General features: G+C 74.8%; 17 protein-coding genes. 8 read left to right on the forward strand and 9 right to left on the reverse strand.

All coding sequences use genetic code 11. From position 1 onward, the window contains the following. The first annotated feature begins 26 nt into the window (after nt 1–26). Entirely contained in the window at nt 27–863 is an 837-nt protein-coding gene (locus HNP84_RS00115) for an NAD(P)H-binding protein (RefSeq protein WP_185047251.1), read from the forward strand. Nucleotides 864–876: 13 nt separating this feature from the next. Here HNP84_RS00115 and HNP84_RS00120 read toward each other — a convergent pair whose 3' ends face one another. The 3 genes from HNP84_RS00120 to HNP84_RS00130 are packed head-to-tail and all read right to left on the reverse strand — an operon-like array spanning nt 877 to nt 3,136. Further along, nucleotides 877–1,482, reverse strand: coding sequence for a response regulator transcription factor (locus HNP84_RS00120; protein WP_185047252.1), 606 nt, complete (start codon nt 1,480–1,482; stop codon nt 877–879). Further along, complete coding sequence (locus tag HNP84_RS00125) at nt 1,479–2,660, reverse strand: sensor histidine kinase (protein ID WP_185047253.1); 1,182 nt, start codon at nt 2,658–2,660, stop codon at nt 1,479–1,481. Before HNP84_RS00125 ends, HNP84_RS00120 begins: the two co-directional genes overlap by 4 nt. Before the next feature lie 5 nt (nt 2,661–2,665). Beyond that, nucleotides 2,666–3,136, reverse strand: coding sequence for a DUF6069 family protein (locus HNP84_RS00130; protein WP_185047254.1), 471 nt, complete (start codon nt 3,134–3,136; stop codon nt 2,666–2,668). A 757-nt stretch (nt 3,137–3,893) separates the two neighbouring features. On the opposite strand from HNP84_RS00130, the gene HNP84_RS00135 reads away from it, so the two are divergent. Genes HNP84_RS00135 through HNP84_RS00165 form a run of 7 tightly spaced genes read left to right on the forward strand, consistent with a single transcriptional unit; the run spans nt 3,894 to nt 12,910 of the window. Then, nucleotides 3,894–4,907 carry a DUF8094 domain-containing protein gene (locus tag HNP84_RS00135; RefSeq protein ID WP_185047255.1) on the forward strand — a complete coding sequence of 338 codons (1,014 nt, stop codon included), beginning with the start codon at nt 3,894–3,896 and terminating at the stop codon, nt 4,905–4,907. 26 nt (nt 4,908–4,933) lie between these two features. After that, the gene (locus HNP84_RS00140; protein WP_185047256.1) at nt 4,934–6,499 is read left to right on the forward strand and encodes a hypothetical protein; all 1,566 of its coding nucleotides are present in this window, start codon (nt 4,934–4,936) and stop codon (nt 6,497–6,499) included. After that, nucleotides 6,496–8,433: a hypothetical protein gene (locus HNP84_RS00145; RefSeq protein WP_185047257.1), complete on the forward strand. Its 1,938-nt coding sequence runs from the start codon at nt 6,496–6,498 to the stop codon at nt 8,431–8,433. Before HNP84_RS00140 ends, HNP84_RS00145 begins: the two co-directional genes overlap by 4 nt. A gap of 38 nt (nt 8,434–8,471) precedes the next feature. After that, entirely contained in the window at nt 8,472–9,656 is a 1,185-nt protein-coding gene (locus tag HNP84_RS00150; RefSeq protein ID WP_312923208.1) for a nucleotide-binding protein, read from the forward strand. Continuing rightward, the gene (locus HNP84_RS00155; RefSeq protein WP_185047258.1) at nt 9,656–10,405 is read left to right on the forward strand and encodes a hypothetical protein; all 750 of its coding nucleotides are present in this window, start codon (nt 9,656–9,658) and stop codon (nt 10,403–10,405) included. Before HNP84_RS00150 ends, HNP84_RS00155 begins: the two co-directional genes overlap by 1 nt. 25 nt (nt 10,406–10,430) lie before the next feature. Continuing rightward, complete coding sequence (locus tag HNP84_RS00160) at nt 10,431–12,161, forward strand: hypothetical protein (RefSeq protein ID WP_185047259.1); 1,731 nt, start codon at nt 10,431–10,433, stop codon at nt 12,159–12,161. Further along, nucleotides 12,158–12,910 (forward strand): glycoside hydrolase family 16 protein, encoded by a 753-nt coding sequence (locus HNP84_RS00165; RefSeq protein WP_185047260.1) that lies wholly within the window; start codon nt 12,158–12,160, stop codon nt 12,908–12,910. The genes HNP84_RS00160 and HNP84_RS00165 overlap by 4 nt, the downstream gene beginning before the upstream one ends. Nucleotides 12,911–12,926: 16 nt before the next feature. Here the strand turns inward: HNP84_RS00165 and mnhG are convergent, their stop codons facing one another. The 6 genes from mnhG to HNP84_RS00195 are packed head-to-tail and all read right to left on the reverse strand — an operon-like array spanning nt 12,927 to nt 19,022. Next, a complete protein-coding gene (mnhG, locus tag HNP84_RS00170; protein WP_185047261.1) occupies nt 12,927–13,277 on the reverse strand; it encodes a monovalent cation/H(+) antiporter subunit G in 351 nt (116 codons plus the stop codon). Further along, nucleotides 13,270–13,533: a monovalent cation/H+ antiporter complex subunit F gene (locus HNP84_RS00175; RefSeq protein ID WP_185047262.1), complete on the reverse strand. Its 264-nt coding sequence runs from the start codon at nt 13,531–13,533 to the stop codon at nt 13,270–13,272. The genes mnhG and HNP84_RS00175 overlap by 8 nt, the downstream gene beginning before the upstream one ends. After that, a complete protein-coding gene (locus tag HNP84_RS00180) occupies nt 13,530–14,051 on the reverse strand; it encodes a Na+/H+ antiporter subunit E (protein ID WP_185047263.1) in 522 nt (173 codons plus the stop codon). Before HNP84_RS00180 ends, HNP84_RS00175 begins: the two co-directional genes overlap by 4 nt. Further along, a complete protein-coding gene (locus HNP84_RS00185) occupies nt 14,048–15,595 on the reverse strand; it encodes a Na+/H+ antiporter subunit D (RefSeq protein ID WP_185047264.1) in 1,548 nt (515 codons plus the stop codon). The genes HNP84_RS00180 and HNP84_RS00185 overlap by 4 nt, the downstream gene beginning before the upstream one ends. Next, nucleotides 15,592–16,179 (reverse strand): Na(+)/H(+) antiporter subunit C, encoded by a 588-nt coding sequence (locus tag HNP84_RS00190; RefSeq protein ID WP_185047265.1) that lies wholly within the window; start codon nt 16,177–16,179, stop codon nt 15,592–15,594. The genes HNP84_RS00185 and HNP84_RS00190 overlap by 4 nt, the downstream gene beginning before the upstream one ends. After that, complete coding sequence (locus tag HNP84_RS00195; RefSeq protein ID WP_221335707.1) at nt 16,176–19,022, reverse strand: Na+/H+ antiporter subunit A; 2,847 nt, start codon at nt 19,020–19,022, stop codon at nt 16,176–16,178. Before HNP84_RS00195 ends, HNP84_RS00190 begins: the two co-directional genes overlap by 4 nt. Nucleotides 19,023–19,118 lie beyond the last annotated feature (96 nt).

The raw sequence follows: 19,118 nt of genomic DNA on the forward strand, positions 1-19,118 counted from the left end.
CAGGGGCGGGCCGTTTTCATGGACCCATGGACACGAACGCGAACACGACGGTGGTCATCGGCGGCACGGGCAAGACCGGGCGCCGGGTGGTGGAGCGGCTGCGGGAACGCGGGCTGCCCGTGCGCGCGGCGTCGCGGTCCTCGCAGCCGCCCTTCGACTGGCAGGAGCCGGCGACCTGGGCGGGCGCGCTGCGCGGCGCGAGCGCGGCCTACATCACGTACTACCCCGACCTGAGCTTCCCCGGCGCGGCGGAGTCGATCCGCGCGCTGGCGGAGCTCGCGGTGCGGAACGGCGTACGGCGGCTGGTGCTGCTGTCCGGCCGCGGCGAGGAGGAGGCGGAGGTGAGCGAGCGCGGCGTGCGCGAGTCGGGAGCGGAGTGGACGATCCTGCGCGCCGCGTGGTTCATGCAGAACTTCGACGAGTACTACCTGCTCGGCCCGGTGCTGAGCGGCACGATCGCGCTCCCGGCCGGCGACATCGGGGAGCCGTTCCTGGACGTGGAGGACATCGCGGACGTCGCGGTCGCGGCGCTCACCGAGGACGGGCACGGGGGCCGCGTCTACGAGCTGACCGGGCCCCGGCTGCTGACCTTCGCCGAGGCCGCGGCCGAGATCTCCGCGGCCTCGGGCCGGCAGGTGCGGTACGTGCGGATCGCCCCGGAGGAGTACACGGCGTGGCTGGTGGAGCAGGGGACTCCGGCCGAGGAGGCGCCGCTGCTCACCGGGCTGTTCACCCGGGTGCTCGACGGGCGCAACGCGCACGTGACCGACGGCGTGCACCAGGCGCTCGGCCGCCCGGCCCGCGACTTCGCCGACTACGCCAAGGCCGCCGCCGCGACCGGCGTCTGGTCGGCGCCCCACTGAGCCGGGGCAGGGCTCACAGCCAGCCGTTGTGCCTGGCCACGTGCACCGCCTCGGTGCGGTTGCGGGTGCCGGTCTTGCCGATGCAGGACGACAGGTGGTTGCGCACGGTGCTCTCGGACAGGTGCACCCGGCGGGAGATGTCGGCCACGGTCGCGCCGTCGGCGGCGGCGAGGAGCACGTCGCGCTCGCGTGGGGTGAGCGGGCTCGGCCCCGCGCTCAGCGCCGCCGCGGCCAGCGCCGGATCGACCACGGTCTCCCCCGCGAGCACCCGGCGGATCGCCCGCGCCAGCTCCTCGACCGGGCCGTCCTTGACCAGGAAGCCCCTGGCCCCGGCCTCCAGCGCCCTGCGCAGATAACCGGGCCTGCCGAACGTCGTCACGATCAGCACCGCGCATCGCGGCAGCGCGGTGCGCAGGGCCGCCGCGGCGTCGATGCCGCTCATGCCGGGCAGCTCGATGTCCAGCAGCGCGACGTCGGGCCGCTCGCGCAGCGCCGCGGGCACGATGGCGTCGCCGTCGCCGACCTGGGCGACGACCTCCATGTCGTCCTCCAGGTCGAGCAGCACGGCCAGCGCACCGCGCATCATGCCCTGGTCCTCGGCGATGAGCACCCGGGTCATGCGGAGTACTCCGGCGCAGGGTGCGGGATCTCCGCGATGAGACGGAAGCCGCCGCCGAGCGGCGCGGCGTCGAGGCGTCCGCCCGAGGCGGCCAGCCGCTCCCGAAGCCCGCGCAGCCCGCTCCCGGCCCCGACGTCGCGGGACGTGCCGGCACCGGCAAGGGGCGCGCCGGGCGTGGCGCCGCGGCCGTCGTCGCTGATCTCCACCCGGATCGGGTCGGTCTCGCGGTGCAGCGCGATGTGGCAGCGGCTCGCCCTCGCGTGCCGTACGACGTTCGTGACGCCCTCGCGCACCACCCAGCCGAGCAGTGCGTCGGCCTCGGGCGACAGCGCGGGCCCCGACTCGCTGACCACGCACTCGACCCCGGCCGCGGCGAGCACCGACCTGGCCCGCTCCAGCTCCAGCGCGAGCCCGGCGTCGCGGTAGCCGGTCACCGCCTCGCGCACCTCGCGCAGCGCCTCGCGGCCGATCGACTCGATGTCGGCGGCATGGGCGGCGGTGGCCCCGGGATCGCGCGGGGCCAGCCTGCGCGCGGCCTCGGCCTTCACCACGATCACGGACAGCGTGTGCCCGAGCAGGTCGTGCAGGTCACGGGAGAAGCGCAGCCGCTCCTGCGCCACCGCGGCGCGGGCCAGCTCCTCGCGGGTGCGGTCCAGCTCGGCGACGATCGCGCCGAGCCGCCGGAACCCGTACACCGTCAGCCCGGCCAGCAGCGGGGTCAGCCCGGCGCCGAACAGCGCTTCGGCCGGCTGGCTGCCCCGGGCCAGCATCAGCACCGTGGCGGCCAGCGCGACGGCGGCCACCGCCCAGGGGGCCGCGCGCGGTCCGAGCACGGTCCCCACGGCGAGGGAGAGCATGGTGTAGAGCATGACCCAGCCCTCGCCCGGGAAGGCGGCGGTCGCGGCGAGCGTGATCAGCGCCAGCACGCCCGCCGCGTACTCGGGTCGTGCCAACCGGACCAGGCGCGGCAACCGGAACGGCAGCGGCTCGCTCCCGCCGAGCACGGCCGCGGCGTACGCGGCGAGCGCGGCGGCCAGCACCGGCCATCCGGGCCACGGCGTCTCCGCGGCGCTGACGGCCGGGGCCAGGGCGAGCAGCGGCGCCGACGCGATCGGCGCCCAGGTGACCATCCGCCCGTCCGCCCACGACGCGCAACCGCCCGCCCGTTCCACTGCCATGGCACTCATTCTGGGCGGGCCTCCGCACCGCTCACAACAGCGCTCCCCGCGGCCGGGCCCGCCGTGTCACGCACCACCGCGCCGCTCACGACGGCGCTGATCGCCACCGCGCCGACGCTCAGGTGCATCGCGACCAGGGTCGCCACCGCCGCGGGCGTGACCGCGCCGAGCGTCGGGACCAGCGAGCCGATCACCGTGACCACCGCGACCACCAGCCAGATGGTCCGGGCCCGCTGGGGGAACAGCCGTCGCAGCACCGCAAGGACGCCGAACCCGGCCAAGCTGAGCACCAGGCTGCTCACCACGATGCCGGGCACGCCCACGTTCAGCGCCTCCGGCCCGGTGCCGACCGTGAGGTCCACCCCGGCCCCCGGCACCGCGACCGCCCACACCACGAGGGGCGCGGCCACGGAGCCCGCGACCCCCGCCGCCACCCCTCGCCACCGGAGCCCTCCGCCCGCCGCCTTCTGGGTCATCACCGTTCTCCCCCTTCCGTCTCGTCGTCCCGACGACCGTACGAACGGGGCGCGCGTGAGCGGCAGAGCCGGATGTCGTCTCTTGACCAGGACAAATCACCTGGGTCCCGGCCCTTCCGGGCAGCGGGTGGGGGCGCATCGGAAACTTGGCGCCTTGACAGCACCGAAACTACAAGCAGGTGATTTGAGTGGCGGACTTCTACAGAGAAGCCGGGCCGAACAGAATGAGAATCTGGTAATGTCCAAATGGCATCACGGCTTGCCTTCCCCGAGAGCATGGTGAAAGAATTTCACCTTCCACGATGCCGCTCCGAGCCGACGCACACGTGCACAACACATCGGTCCCGGCCCGCCGAAGCCGCCAATCCGTCCGCGGCGCCACATCGGCCCGCCGGCACCGCCGCACCATCTGAGGTGCTACCAGGCGTCACCGTTTCGGATAGTCCTTATCGCACCGTAAGTGATAATCACATTTGACGCCGAAAAGCCCAATTATTCATGTTCATTACCTTCCCAGCAGATCACCGTAGGTCTAATATCAGGGTTTGTGTCTCGGCATGCGGCGGATTTACCGGACAAGCAAGTATGGCCTCCGAGTGGCAGCGACGCCTCGCCCGGACATTCCCTTGACCATGCCTCCGATCATGACTTCGATCAGGTCCTGACGTACGACTGGGCCGGCGACGCGGAACCCGTACCCGCGATCGAATGGCGAAAGATCATTGTTTTCGGGTCGGCGCTGGCCGCGCTCGCGGCGGTGGGCGCGGCGGGGGCGGCCGTACTCCTCACCGCCGAACCGCCCGCGGCCCGCAGCCCCGTCGCGGGCGCCGCCCCCGCACCCGGCCGGGCCGCCCCCGGCCCCGCGACCGCGGCCTCGGCCTCGCCCTCGGCCTCGCCCGGCGTACGGGCCCAGCTCACGCCGGCCCAGGCGGCGCGGGTCCACGACCGCTTCCAGCGCGGGCTGTCCGCCGCCCAGGCGGCGATGGACGCCGAGGCGATCGGCCGCTACGAGCACGGCCTGGCGCTGGAGATGACCCGGGCGGGCATCGAGACCGCGCGGATGCGGGGAGAGAAGGTGCCGGCCGGGATGTGGCCCAAGCCGCGCGTGTGGGTGCCGCGGCACGCCGAGGGCCGCCCCGACTGGTTCGTCGCCGTCTCCCACGAGCCCGGCGTGGCGCGCATCAGCGACGTCATGGAACGTACGCGCGCCGGGTGGCGGCTGGTCGCCTCGGCCGCCGACACCCGGGCCACCCCGGAGCCGCTGCCCGCCATCGCCACCGACGCCGCGGGATACGCCACCAGCCTGTCCCAGGACGCGACCGGGCTGCGCGGCACCCCGCGCCAGATCGTCCGGGCCCACCTGGCCGCCCTGCGCGGCATGCGCGAGGACCCGCGCTTCGCCGACGGCCCGTGGACCGGCGCGGCCGTGCGCTTCTGGCGCGCGGAACGCGACCGGCTCGAACGGGCCGGCTGGCGGCTGTCCCTGTCGTACATACAGGAAGGACGAATACGCGCGCTGAGGACCGCCGACGGGGGCGCCCTCGTGTGGTACTCCGCGCGCTCCACCGACACGCGTACGGCCGAGCGGCCGGGCGCCCTGGTGAAGCTGAAAGGAGCGGCCGCGGTACGAACCGCGGACAAGTCGTTCGCCCGCTGGGCGAGCGCCACGTACGGACGGATGTACGTCGCGTACATACCACCCGCCGGTTCGGCCGAGCGTGTCCGCGTGATGGGGGAGTGGACCGATCTCTTGGAGAGCGACGGCGCCTGACGCCGGCCTGGAGAGGAGACACACTCATGGCGAGATCATCGAGACGACCCGCACGCGCCACAGTGATCACGGCCGGTGCCGCGCTGGGAGTCTTCGCACTGGGCGCCGGGCTCGGCGTCGTCGTCTCCGGAGGCTCCGAAGGCACGATGCGGCTCGCCGCCGGCACATATCGGCTGGACGACGACGGCCGGCTCCTCACCACCGAGCCTCCCGCCTCGGAGCAGGAGGCCGCGCCCCTCTCCGACGCCGACATGGGCAGCACGATCACGGACGCCGCGGATGACGAACGCGTCTGCCTGACCACGACCACCGACGGCCGGGCCGTCGGCTCCTCCGGACGCGACTGCACCCCGCTGCCGTTCGTGGGCGGTGCGGCGGGCGCGTTACGCCCCGGCAACCCCAAGCATCCCCCACGCCCGACGGCGACCCCCAGCGCGACGGGCAGCCCCACCGCCACCCCCAGCGCGACGGGCAGCCCCACCCGCACCCGGACGGCCCCGCCGTCCCCCCGCCCGACGCCCACCATGACGGGCACGCCCCGCCCGAGCGCGCCGCCCACGCGCACGCGCACGCCGGCCCCGACCGCCAGCCCCAGGCCGTCCACCACGGCGACCGGGTGCGTGCTGCGCGCGCCCAACGGGGTCGCGCTCACCCCGGCCATGCCGCAGAGCGGCAACGGCGACCGGGGCCGGCCGCGGCCCACCGGATGCCCGGCGCCCACGACGTCCGTGAGCGCGAGCACCGGCGTGACCCCCACCGCCCCGGGCACGCCGACCCGCGACGGCGGCAACCGCGAGATCCTGCCCCCGCGCACCCCCGACGCGCCCCCCACCCAAGCGCCCCGCCCCGGCGCGCCGACCGCCGACGCACCCGGTCCCGGCGCACCCACCGCCGACGCACCCGGCCCCGGCGCACCCACCGCCGACGTCCCCGCCCCCGCGCCCAGCGCGGGTGACGGGAGCCGCGACGTGGTCCCGCCGACCACGCCCAGCCAGGCGCCCACCGGCAGCCCCTCGCCGGGCACCGAGGGTGGCGGCGACGGGGCGGACAGCCTGCCGGTGTTCCGCGACCCCGAGCTGCTGCGGCGGGCGTACGAGGCGCTGGGCATCGGCACGCGCGACTACATCGACGAGAACGGCGTGTGGGACCTCAACGTGGCGCCGCCCGGCACCCCGCCGTGCCGCGACTACACCGAGGAGGAGCTGGAGCGCCTGCGCGAGCAGGCGGGCGACCGGGGCCTGCCCACCGGCGTGATCCCGCGCGACTCGTGCCTGTGGCCGGCCTTCATCCGCTGGCTGCTCGCCGACCCGGCGCCGGGCGAGGTGAGCAACTGGACCAAGTTCACCGGCCTGCCGGACCGGAACCTGGACATCGAGGTCGTCGATCCGGCGAGCCCGGCACCCGTCGCGACGCCGGCCGTCCCGGCGCAGGAGGTGCCACAGGCGCCGGATCGGCCCGGCGACGGCCGTGACGACGGCCGTGATGACGGCCCCGACGACGGCTACGGGCGGCCGGAAGGCTACGAGGAGGGGCAGGTGAACGGGTTCGGCCGGGACGAGGCCGGGCCGGATGGTCCGGGATTCACGGAATGAACACGCCCACCGGAGCCGGCAACGTCGTCCTGGGCGAAGGGGCGGCGTGGGTGAGCGAGCACGGCGCCCACCTGATGGACTACGCCGGGCACCACCTCGGTCCCGAGCAGGCGCTCTCGGCGGTGGGCGGCACGCTGGCCGCGTGCCTGCGCCGCCCGATGCCCGGCGACGCCACGCCCCGGGCGCGGCTGCTCGCCGTGCTGCGCCGCGAGTGCCGCGTCCTCGGCACGGGACCGGAGCGGGAGTACGTGCCCGGCACCGGTCCCGGCATGCCCGACGCCGAGGTGATCGAGCGCGGCTGGACGCTGGCCGAGCCCCTGGGCACCGAGGCACTGCGGCTGATGTACCGGCACGGGCTCGGCCCCAAGGACCTGGCCTACGTGCTCGCGCTGCCCGAGCGCGACGTCGGCAGGCTGGTGACCAGGACCCAGGACCTGGTCGAGACGCTGGTCAGCGGGCTGGATGCGATCCAGCACGGGCGGCACGCGTGCGCGGCGCTCGAACCGCTGGTCAACATGCTGTTCTCCGAGGAGTACGGCCCGCGCCGCCCGGCCGAGTTCGACGCCGACCGCGCGGCCCTGCTCAGCCACCTGGCCGAGTGTTCGGTGTGCACTCGGCCGATCTCCATCCGCTACACGGTCCCGCAGATGATCTCCCATCCACCGGTCGCGCCACTGTCCGCCGAGGTGCGGGAGCGGCTGCTCGCCCGGCTGCCGGCCACGGTGCAGCGCCCGACCGTGGTCCCGCTCACCGACCCCCTGCCGCCGCCCGCGGCGTCCGGCACCCCCGGCCCCTCTGACGGCGAGGGCGGCCCGGAGGAGATCACGCTGCCCAACATCGAGGCCGGCCTGCCCCCGGCCCCCCTCCGGCCGGGACAGGACACGCCGCTGTACGACGCGCTGCTGTCCCAGGTGTGGGCCCGCGAGGTGCTGGCCCGCACCGAGAATCCCCCCGCCAGACCGGGCACAACGCCAGGCGCCCAGCCCCCCGCCAGGCCGGCGCAGCCGCCCGCCTTCGGCCACGGACCCGTTTCCGGCTCGAACCCCGCTCCCGCGCCCACCCACCCCACCCCGCGGGAGCAGGAGTTCGAGATCCCCCTCCCCGCCCCGGTCCTCCTGCCTCCCGGCGAGCGCCGGCAGGACCGGGGCGGGGAGGCACGGAGCGCCTTCTGGGACGGAGACTGGGACGACGAGGACTGGGGCGGGAAGGACTGGGGCGACGACCCGACCGTGGAGTTCAGCGCGGTCCCACGCCGGCCGCACGACCCACCGCCCCCCGAGCCGCCCGCCGCCGCCCCCGAACCGCACCGAACGCGAACCGGCCTACGTACCGGCGAGCGAACCGGCGAGCGAACCGGCGAGCGAAGGGGCGAACGAACCAAGGGACGCAGTGGGGACCGGGCCGCAGGCAGGACCCGCACCCGCTCGCGGCTCGTGGCGCGCCTCGGCACCACGACCGTGAAGATCACCGTCATCGCCGTCGCGGGCACGGCCGGCGTCTGGACCGGCATCAACCTGCTCGGCCCGGCGATCGAGACCGCGCCCCCACTGAACCCCCCGGGGTCGGCCGCCCCCTCGGGCCCCGGCACCCTCGCCGGAGCGGGGTCCGGGACCGGGCCGGGAACCGGCGCGCCGGTGGGCCCGGCACCGCTGTCGGTGCCACCGGAGGTGACGCTGAACGACTACGGCCAGGGCACCATGCGCCTGACGCTGGCGGACGAGGACGCCGGCCCCGCCGACTGGCGGATCGCGGCGCCCGGCCTGGTCGCCGAGCCGTCCAGCGGCACGCTGAAACCCGGCCGGACCCAGGTGGTCACGCTACGGGCGCTGCGCGTCCGCCACTGGTGCGGCGCCCCGGCCCCCGTCACCGCGCCGCTGACCCTGTACGGACCGAAGGGCTCGGCCACCACGTCGGTGCGCTGGAGCACCTGCTGACCGAACCGCCTCACCGCAGATCGGGAAAGGACCCGGCAATGACCGAGCTATCCCCCCGTACGCAGTCGAACCACTCCTCCCCCGCCCACGCGGCCCCGCCTCTCGGCGAACACCCCGTGGCCAAACAGCCCACCGACACACAGCTCACCAACACACCGTTCACCGACACCCCGCTGATTGACGCGCCGCTCACCGGAAAGGCGCCCGCGCACGCGGCGCCGTCCACGCCTACGCCCACGCCACCGTCCACGCCCGCGTCCGGTCCGGGCCACGCGCCGGTGGACCAGTTCACCGACCCGGTGCCGCTGACCGCCGAGCACCTGCTCACCAACCGGCGCCCCGAGCCCGCGGGCGGGTGGCGGCGGATGGTCTGGCTGCTGTCCGGCAAGCGGATCATCCCCGGCGAGTCCGCCGCCGAGATCGAGCGCCGCATGCTCATCGCCCAGGCTCAGATCCCGGTCGCCAGCGGCCACCACCGGATCGCGGTGATGAGCCTGAAGGGCGGCGTCGGCAAGACCACGACCACCGCCGCGCTGGGCAACACGCTGGCGTCGCTGCGCGGCGACCGGGTGATCGCGGTGGACGCCAACCCCGACCGGGGCACGCTCGGCCTGAAGGTCAAGTCCGAGACCGCGGCCACGATCCGCACCCTGCTCGCCGAGGCCCCGAACATCGCACGGTACGCCGACGCCCGCGCCTTCACCTCGCAGTCGCCGGCGCGGCTGGAGGTCCTGGCCTCCGACACCGACCCCGCGGTGAGCGAGGCGTTCAACGCCGACGACTACCGGACGGTGGCCGGGCTGATCGAGCGCTACTACTCGATCTGCATCACCGACTGCGGCACCGGCCTGCTGCACGGCGCGATGGGCGCGACCCTGGAGCTCGCCGACCAGATCGTGCTGGTCAGCCTGGTCGCCGTGGACGGGGCCAGCTCCGCCGCCGCGACCCTGGACTGGCTGACCGCGCACGGCTACGGCGAGCTGGTCAAGAACGCGATCGTGGTGCTCAACGCCGTGGAGCCGAAGTCCGACGTGGACCTCAACCTGCTGGAGCGCCACTTCGACCAGCGCTGCCGCACGGTGATCCAGGTGCCGTTCGACCCGCACCTGAAGGAGGGCGCCGAGGTGGACCTGCTGCGGCTCAAGCCCGCCACGCGGGCGGCGTACCTGCGGCTGGCCGCCGCCGCGGGGCAGGCGTTCGGCCGGCCCAAGCGGAGCCACTAGTGCCCCCGGTCATCGAGGACCCCGTGCTGGACTGGGGCCTGCGGCCCCGCCGGCACATCCTCCGCTGGGCGCTGCTCGCGCTCGCGGGGGCGGTCGTCGTGGCCGGGGCCATCTGGCTGGTCGTCCGGCTGGCGGCGGGCACCTCCGATCCCGCGCCCTCCGAGCCGGCCCCGACCGCCACGGCGTTGACGCTGGCGCGGCCGAGCGCGTACCACGGGCCCGCCGGATATCCGATCGGGTTCCCCCGTACGGAGCTGGGCGCCGCGTCGGCCGCCGCCGCGGCCCTGGAGGCGGCCTGGACGCTCGACGGCACCGAGGCCGAGCAGGCCGCCATCCTGTACGCCCCGCCCGAGCAGCACCAGGCCGCCAGGGACGGCGCCCGCGCGGCGGCACGCGACTGGCGCCAGACCCTGGGCCTCCCCACGGACGGCGACCTGCCCGAGGGCGCCGCCATGCGCACCACCACGATCGGCGTCCAGTGGCGCAAGCGGGCCGACGATCTCGTGCTCGTCTCCGTCCTGGTGCAGGTCAACGCCACGAAGGGCGTCGAGGACACCGGCGCCACCTACTCCAGCCCGTACGCCCTGAACCTGCTCATGGCCTGGCGGGACGACCTGCGGGGCGAGGGCCGGGGCGACTGGGTGAACGTGCCCGACACGCAGGCCACCGTCGTACCCAAGGTCGCCCTCCCCGGCACCGACGAGTTCCGCTCCGCGGGCTGGTACCCCATCGCGGGGCCGGCCCAATAGCCCGACCCGAGTTCGTGGAGGATTCATGACCCCCCGCAGTTCCTCCCGGCGCCACAAGCTGGTCTCCGGCCTCCTCCTCGCCGGGGTCTCCGCTACGACCGGCGCGGTCATCGCATATCCGTGGGCCGCCGCGGCCGATCCGGCCTCACCCGAGGCGGCCTTACCCTCGGGCGTCGAGACGCCCGACCCCACGTCGGCCCCGGCTCCCCAGGAGATCCCCCCGGGGCCGTCCGAGAACGAGGAGCCGACGGACGCCGCGACGGACGAGAACACCGCCCCTCCCCCCGAGGAGCAGACCCAGCCCCCCGCGGACGACCCGCCCTCCGCCGAGACACCCACCGAGGCGCCCACCGACACACCGCCGGAGACTCCCACCGAGGCGCCCACAGAGCCCCCGACCGAGACACCGACTGAGGCGCCGACCGATTCGGAGACGTCCCCGCCCACCGAGACGGCGCGGCCGTCCCTGCGCCCGACGTACACGCCGCCGTCCAGGCACCGCAACCGCGAGCGCCGCCCCGCCCGTCGCGCCGCCCCCACCCCGGCCCCCTCGACCAGCACGCCGACGGCCACGACCACCACGCCCCCGAGCCAGGAGCCGATCGAGACACCGACCAATACACCGACCAATACCCCCATCAAGACACCGACCAAGACACCGACCGAGGCGCCCACCCCCACACCCACCCCCACGCCCACGGGCACGGGTTCCACCGCACCGCCGACCACCTCACCCCCGGCCACGACCGCACCCCCCAAGTCCACCCCGAAACCGAAGAAGACCCCACCCGCGAAGAAGACCCCGAAACCCAAGACCACGCCGAAGCCCAAGGCCACCTCGAAGCCGAAGCCCACGCCCAAGACGACCCCCAAGACGACCCCGAAGGCGACGCCCAAGGCGACCCCGAAGGCGACGCCCAAGACCACACCCAAGACGACGCCCAAGACGACGCCCAAGCCCAAGACGGGCTCCACGGCGGCGCCCACCAAGACCCCGCCCAAGGCACCCCCGAAGACGAGCCCCGCCCCGAGCCCGACCCCGGCACAAACGCAGAGCCCGACACGAACACCACCGCAGACGCAGACACCACCCACCCAGGCGCCGCCTCAAACCCAGGCGCCGACGCTGCAGGCGACCCCCACCCCCACGACTCCGCCCACCGTCTCGGCGTCGCAGCGGGCGACGGTCACCCCCACCCCCACCCCCACCCCCACGACCACGACCACGACCACGACCGCCGGCCCCGTGGGACCGCCGCCGGCGCAGCCGCAACCCGTGGCGCCCGTGCCGCCGGTGCAGCACCAGCAGGTGCCGCCGGCCGCGGCGAAGAAGGTGCTGCCGATGCCGCCGTTGAAGCGCGCGTCGTCCTGCCTGCCCTACGACCCGGCGGGCTGCTGGAGCCTGGCCCCGTGGCGGGGCCGCACGGTGTCCGGGATCGCGGCCACCCCGGCCGCGGCGGCCAAGCAGTTCGCCGAGCCGGCGGGCACCCCGAGGTGGGCCTTCGCGCCGCCGGTCGTGCCCCCGCCGCAGGCGGCCGTCACCCCGACCGCCACGCCCACGCCGACCCCCACGACCACCGTGCCCACGACCACTGTGCCCACGACCACTGTGCCCACGACCGTGCCAACGACGACCGTGCCAACGACGACCGCGCCACCCGCCACCACGTCGGCCAAGCGCGCCGCGCCGCGCGCCGGCTGCTGGTCCTTCAGCCCGTCCGCGCTCTGCGCCAGGTCTGAGGAGCGCCGCCCATGATCACCCGCATGTTCGTACGGACCGCCGCCCTCGCCGCCGTCCTCACGCTGGCCGTGAGCTCCGCCGCGTTCGCCCGTGAGAACGGGACGGCGGTGAGCCCGTGCCCGTCCGGGGTGGCCCTGGAGGGCTGGGGCGAGCCGGCCTTCTGCGAGGAGTTCGAGACCGTCCTCGATCCGGCGGAGTGGGTGCTGTACGACTCGCCGGGCCACGCGGGCAACGGCATCCGCTCGCCGGGGCAGGCGTTCATCGGCGGCGGCTCGCTGTTCCTGTACGGCACGGCCGACGGCACCACGGCCGGGATGGCGACCAGGTACAGCCAGCCGTACGGCCGGTGGGAGGCGCGCATCCGGCTGTACCCGGGGGCCGGCTCCTACCATCCGGTGGCGCTGCTGTGGCCGGACGGCGGGGGCGGGAACGTGCGCAGCGCGACCGGCGAGGAGATCGACTACCTGGAGGTCATCGACGATCCGGAGCGGCAGCGGGCCAACTTCTTCCTGCACGTGGGCGGACGCCAGGAGCAGGCGCACGCGAACGTGGACATGACCCAGTGGCACACGTACGCGGTGGAGAACACCCCCGACGGCGTGGTCGGCTACCTGGACGGGCGGGAGTGGTTCCGCTCCTCCCAGCACACCACGAGCCCGATGTCGGCCACGTTGCAGCTCGACTGGTTCCCCGGCGAGGGCACGCCGGGCGAGGCGTGGATGGAGGTGGACTACCTGCGCATCTACCGCTCCCCGGCGGGCTAGCTCGGGCCAGCTCGGGCTAGCTCGATTCCTGGCCGCGATCGTCGGCGAGATCGTCGGCGAGTTCGTCGGTGAGGAGCAGGTCGCGGCGTACCAGGCCCGAGCGGTACGCGCCCCGCCCGATCATGTGCGCCGCGACCGGGCCGGTGACGAGCTGGAACAGGCCGGTCAGGGCGAGGATGCCGATGTCGAGCGGGGCGTCGGTGCGCAGGCCGACCGCGACCAGGGTCAGCACCATCCCGATCACCTGCGGCTTGGCGCCCAGGTGCAGGCGGGACAGGAGGGTCGGGAAGCGGAGCAGGCCGATCCCGGCGGTGAGCGACAGCACCGCGCCGACCAGCAGCAGCGCCCCGGCGACGAGGTCACTCATCGGGCCTCCTGATCGCGAACCTGGCCACGGCGACGGAGCCGACGAAGCCGACCAGCGAGACCGCGAGCAGGATCGGCAGCGTGGTGGTGTGCTGGTTGTAGGCGGCTTCGAGCCCGATGCCGACCACGGTGATCGCGATCAGCACGTCCAGGGCGACCGCGCGGTCCAGCAGCGTCGGCCCGGCGATGAGCCGGACCACGGTCAGCGCGGCGGCCACGGCGAGCAGCGCGCCGCAGACGATCACGACGGTGGTCATGGGGCGGGTCCCTCCTCGGCGAGCAGGCGCCGGTCCTCGGCGTTGCCCAGCGCCCGGATCACGCGCCGCTCCAGAGCGAGCACGCCGCGCCGTACGCGCTCCAGCTCGCTCTCCGCGCGTACGCCGAGCACGTGGATGTACAGGGTGGCGGTGGAGCGCCTGACCTCGGTGATCAGGCTGCCGGGCACGGCGCACAGGGCCAGTGCGGTGATGGTCATGGTCAGGTCGGAGCGGGTGCGCAGGGTGACCGCGATGACGGCGTTGGGCGGCTGCGGCCCGGGGCGTACGGCCTGCCAGGCGACGTTCGCGGCGGAGGAGGCCATGTCGGCGACGAACCAGGCGAACAGCCGCAGGCAGTGCCAGGGGGAGACGCGGGCGCCCCCGCCGGTGGGCGGCAGGCGCGACAGGCGGGTGAGGCCTGCGGCGAGCACGAGCCCGGACACGATGTTGGCCACGGAGACGTTGCCCCACAGCAGCACCCACAGGGCGGTCAGGGTGATGAGCGGCACCGGTCTCACGACGGCAGCACCGCCGCGATGTAGGGGGCGCGGGCGAGGAGTTCCGCGGCGGCGCGGCGGGTGTAGTCGACCATGGGCCCGGCGGCGACGGTGAAGGCGGTGGCGAAGGCGACCAGCGCCCAGGCCGGGCCGGTCATCGCCGGCGGCGGGACGGCGGCGGTGATCGCGGTGCCGCCGATGCCGCGCCGGCCCTCGATCACCTGGCCCGGCTCGGGCACCTGGCGGCGTTCGCCCCAGAAGGCCCGGTTCCACACCCAGCAGATCGCGTACAGGGTGAGCAGGCTGGTCAGCAGCGCGACCCCCACCATCGCGTACGCCCCCGCCGTGCCGGCCGCGATCCCGGCCTGGATCAGCCCGAGCTTGCCGAGGAAGCCCGACAGCGGCGGGATGCCGGCCAGGTTCATCGCGGGGACGAAGAACAGCACCGCGAGGGCGGGCGCGACCCGGGCCAGGCCGCCGAGGCGGGTGAGGGAGGTGCTGCCGCCGCGCCGCTCGATCAGGCCGGTGACCAGGAACAGCGTGGTCTGCACGGTGATGTGGTGGGCCACGTAGAAGATCGCGCCGGCGAGCCCGGCCACGGTGGCGAGGCCGACGCCGAAGACCATGTAGCCGATGTGGCTGACCAGGGTGAAGGACAGCATCCGCTTGATGTCGGTCTGCGCGACCGCGCCGAGGACGCCGATCAGCATGGTCAGCGCCGCGGCCACGAGCAGCAGGGTGCCCAGCCGGTCGCCGGGGAACAGCAGCGTCTGGATCCGGATCATGGCGTAGACGCCGACCTTGGTGAGCAGGCCGGCGAACACGGCCGTGACGGGGGCCGGGGTGGTGGGGTAGCTGTCGGGCAGCCAGGCCGACAGCGGGAAGACCGCGGCCTTGATCCCGAAGGCCACGAGCAGGGTGAGCTGGAGGATCAGCCGTACGCCGTCGGGGAGCGCGTCCAGGCGCCCCGCGAGCTGGGCCATGGTCAGCGTGCCCGTGGCGGCGTAGCACAGCCCGACCGCGATCAGGAAGATCATCGAGGAGACCAGGCTGACCACGATGTACGTCATGCCGGCCCGCACCCGGGCGCCCGTGCCGCCCAGTGTGATCAGCACGTAGCTGGCGGTCAGCAGGATCTCGAACCCGACGTACAGGTTGAACAGGTCGCCCGCCACGAACGCGTCCGAGACCCCCGCGACCAGCGCGAGGTAGGCGGGGTGGAAGACGGCCAGCGGGGTGGCCTCGTCCTTGTCGGCGGAGCCCTGGCCGATGGCGTACACGACCACGGCGAGCGTGATCACGCTGGAGATGAGCAGGATGAGCGCGGAGAGCCGGTCCACGACGAGCACGACCGCGATCGGCACCGGCCAGCCGCCGGGCCGCATGGTCTGCGGGCCGTGGGCGTCGGTCTGGTGCACCAGGACCGCGGCGATGACCACGATCAGCGCCAGCACGCCGACCGTGATGCCGCGCTGCGTGCGGGCCAGCCGGGGGCCGATGGCCAGCTTGATCCCGGCCGCGAACAGCGGCAGCACCACCGGGAGGGGCACCAGGGCGTTGCTCACCGGGTGTCCTCCTCCATGGTGGTGTCGATGGCGCGGTCGGGGTCGTCGGCGGCCATCTGGCGCTCCCACTCCGCGCGCAGCCGGCGCCGGATCTCGCGCCGCTCCTCGCGGACAGCGGCGCGCAGCTCGCGCCGGGCGCGGCGGCCCGCCCGCCGGCCGCGCTCGGCCTCGATGCGCCGGACCCGGGCGGTCTCCTCGGCGATCCGGCCCCAGGCCATCTCGCGCTCGGCGCGGGCGATGACCCGGCGGTCCTCCTCGTCGTCGCGCACCTCGTCGTCGCCGGTGAGCTGCCTGCCGCGGTGCACCAGCGAGAGCAGGAACGCGACCAGGGCGAGCGTGATCACGATGGCGGTGAGGACCATGACCTGCGGCAGCGGGTCGCCCATCTGGGGCACCGGGGTGACGCCGAGCAGCGGCGCCCCGCCCGGCGGCCCGCCCGCGGCCAGGATGAACAGGTTCACGCCGTTGCCGAGCAGGATGACGCCCAGGATGATCCGGGTCAGGCTGCGCTCCAGGATCAGGAACACGCCGCACGACACGAGCGCGGCGATGGCCACGAGCAGCGCCACGGCGGTCCCGCTCACGCGGTCGCCACCTCCTCGTGCTCGCGTTCCACCCGGCGGTCCAGTTCGGCGCCCATGGCGCGCAGGATGTCCAGCACGACCCCGACCACCACCAGGTAGACCCCGGCGTCGAAGATCGTCGAGGTGGTGAAGTGGACCTCGCCGAGCAGGGGCAGGCGCGCGTCGAGCACGGCCTGCCGCAGCACCTCGCCGGAGATCGCCAGCCCGGCCAGCCCGATCCCGGCCACCACGGCCAGGCCGATCCCCTGGCACACGCCGGGGCCGAGCGGCAGCGCCTCGGCCAGCTCGTACCGGCCGCCCGCGAGATAGCGCATGGTCAGGGCCAGCCCGGTGACGAGCCCGGCCGCGAACCCGCCGCCGGGGCTGCCGTGCCCGCTGAACAGCAGGTAGGCCGACAGCACCAGCATCGGGTGGAACAGCAGCCTGGCGGCCACCTCGAACAGGATCGAGCGCCGCTCGGGCGACAGCGTCTCGGCGCCGCGCAGCCAGGTGGCGGCGTCGCGTACGGCCTCGGGCTCCTCGATGCGCGGCGCGCCCGGGATCGCCCAGACGGGGCCCGTCGCGTCGCCCACGCGGGGCAGGGTCGGGCGGCGCCTGCCGTAGATCAGGCCGACCACGCCGACGGCGGCGACCAGCAGCACCGCGCTCTCCCCCATGGTGTCCCAGGCACGCAGATCGACCAGGGCGATGTTGACGATGTTCGTCCCCCCGGCCCGCTCCGCGGCCTGCGGGTACAGCGCCGACTCCGGTACGGCCGTGCGCACGCTCACCGCCGCCAGCGCCACGCCCGCGACCACCAGCCCGGCGGCCACGGCGAACAGCGCGTTCACCACCCGGATGCCCGCCACCTGCCGCTCGCCGAACCGGGCCGGGAGCCTGCGCAGCACCAGCACGAACGCGACCAGCGTGACGGTCTCGGTGAGGAACTGGGTCAGCCCCAGGTCGGGCGCGCCGTACAGGACGTACAGGGTGGCCGTGCCGGTGCCGGCGACCCCGGCGCAGACGACGGCACCGAGCCTGCGGGGCTGCAGCACGGCGGCCAGGGCGGCGGCGCAGACCAGCGCGACGACGGCCGGCTCGGCGGGGACCTGCCACGGGCGGACGTCGTGGGGCCACGGCCCGCCGGAGACCAGCGCGCCGCCGGGCAGGAGCAGCAGCGCGAGCAGGATGGACCGCAGGTAGACCGGGAGCGAGCCGCGCTGGGTGAACCGGGTGGCCTGGTCGGCGGCGCGGTCCACGCCCCGCATGATCACCCGGTAGCCGTGCTCGGCGTCCAGCGGGAACCGGAAGGCCGGGACGGACCTCCAGCGCCGGAACAGCAGCGCCCCGGCGGCGATGACCAGCGCCGACTCGGCGAGCGGCACGGTCAGCCCGTGCCACAGGGCCAGCGGCTCGTCATGGGGCCCGGGTGGGTAGCGGCCGACGTACGCGGCCGTGAACGCGTTCAGCGCCGGCGCCCCGGCCCCGAGGGCCAGTCCCGCCGCCGCGAGCAGCCCGGCGGGGGCGAGGAACGCGGCGCCGGGCGGGTGCGCGACCTCGGTCGGCGCGTGCCCCTCCTTCGCGCCGAACGCCCCCCACAGGAACCGCGCGGAGTAGGCGACGGTGAGCGCCGACCCGGCCAGCACGCCGCCGAGCGCGACCGGATCGCCGGTGAGGGCGAGGAACGCCGCCTCCTTGCCGACGAACCCGATCAGCGGCGGCAGCCCGGCCATCGAGGCCGCCGCGAGCGCGGCCACGGCGCAGGTCGCCGGCATGGCCCGGCGCAGCCCGCTGAGCCTGCGCAGGTCGCGGGTGCCGGTGGCGTGGTCGATCACGCCGACCACCATGAACAGCGCGGCCTTGAACGCGGCGTGCGCCATCGTCATCGCGAGCCCGGCGAGGGCGGCGGCGCGGGTGCCGTAGCCGAGCAGCACGCACAGGAAGCCGAGCTGGCTGACCGTGCCGAAGGCCAGCATCAGCTTCAGGTCGTTGCGGCGCAGCGCCCGCCACGCCCCCACCACCATGGTCGCGATCCCGGCCGCGACCACGACCGGCCGCCACGGCGCCACGTCCGCGAACGCGGGCGAGAGCCGGGCGATCAGGTACACGCCCGCCTTCACCATCGCCGCCGCGTGCAGGTACGCACTGACCGGCGTCGGCGCCGCCATCGCCCCCGGCAGCCAGAAGTGGAACGGCACCAGGGCCGACTTCGACAGCGCGCCCACCAGGACCAGCGCGAGCGCCACCGGCACCGTGCCGCCGGCGGGCGGGGCGGCCAGGATCGCGGAGATCCGGTACGTCCCCGCCGCCGCGCCCAGCAGCACGAACCCGCCCAGCATGGCCAGCCCGCCGGACGTGGTGACGATGATCGCGGTGATCGCGGCCCGGCGGCTGTTGCGCTCCTCGGCGTGGAACCCGATCAGCAGGTAGGAGAAGACGGTCGTCAGCTCCCAGAAGACGTACAGCAGGATCAGGTCGTCGGCCAGCACCAGCCCGAGCATCGCCCCGGCGAACGCGACGAACACCCCGGCGAACCCGCCCAGCCCCCGGTGCGGCGTCCCGGCGAAGTACCGCGCGCAGTAGCCCAGCACCAGCGCCCCGACCCCGGCGACCACGAACACCATGAGCAGCCCGAGCACGTCCATGCGGAGCGCGAGCGACACGCCGTACTCGGGGATCCAGCCGGCCGCCCACACGACCGGGCGCCCCTCGATCACCCCCGGCGCGGCCACCGCCGCCCACACCGTGACGGCCGCGGGCACCAGCGCGAGCCACCAGAACCCGCGCACCCCGCAGCGCCGTACCACCCACGGCCCGGCCACGGCCGCGACGGCATGAGCCAGCACCGCCAGCAGCACACCCATGTTCCCCCGCCGCCCCCCAGCGACCCCCGCGCTCCCCCTTCGTACCCTCCTTCTCAGCGCGTTCAGTACGGTTGAACCAGGAGCGGTCAAACGTAG

This window comes from Thermocatellispora tengchongensis, assembly GCF_014202315.1.
Lineage (GTDB): Bacteria > Actinomycetota > Actinomycetes > Streptosporangiales > Streptosporangiaceae > Thermocatellispora > Thermocatellispora tengchongensis.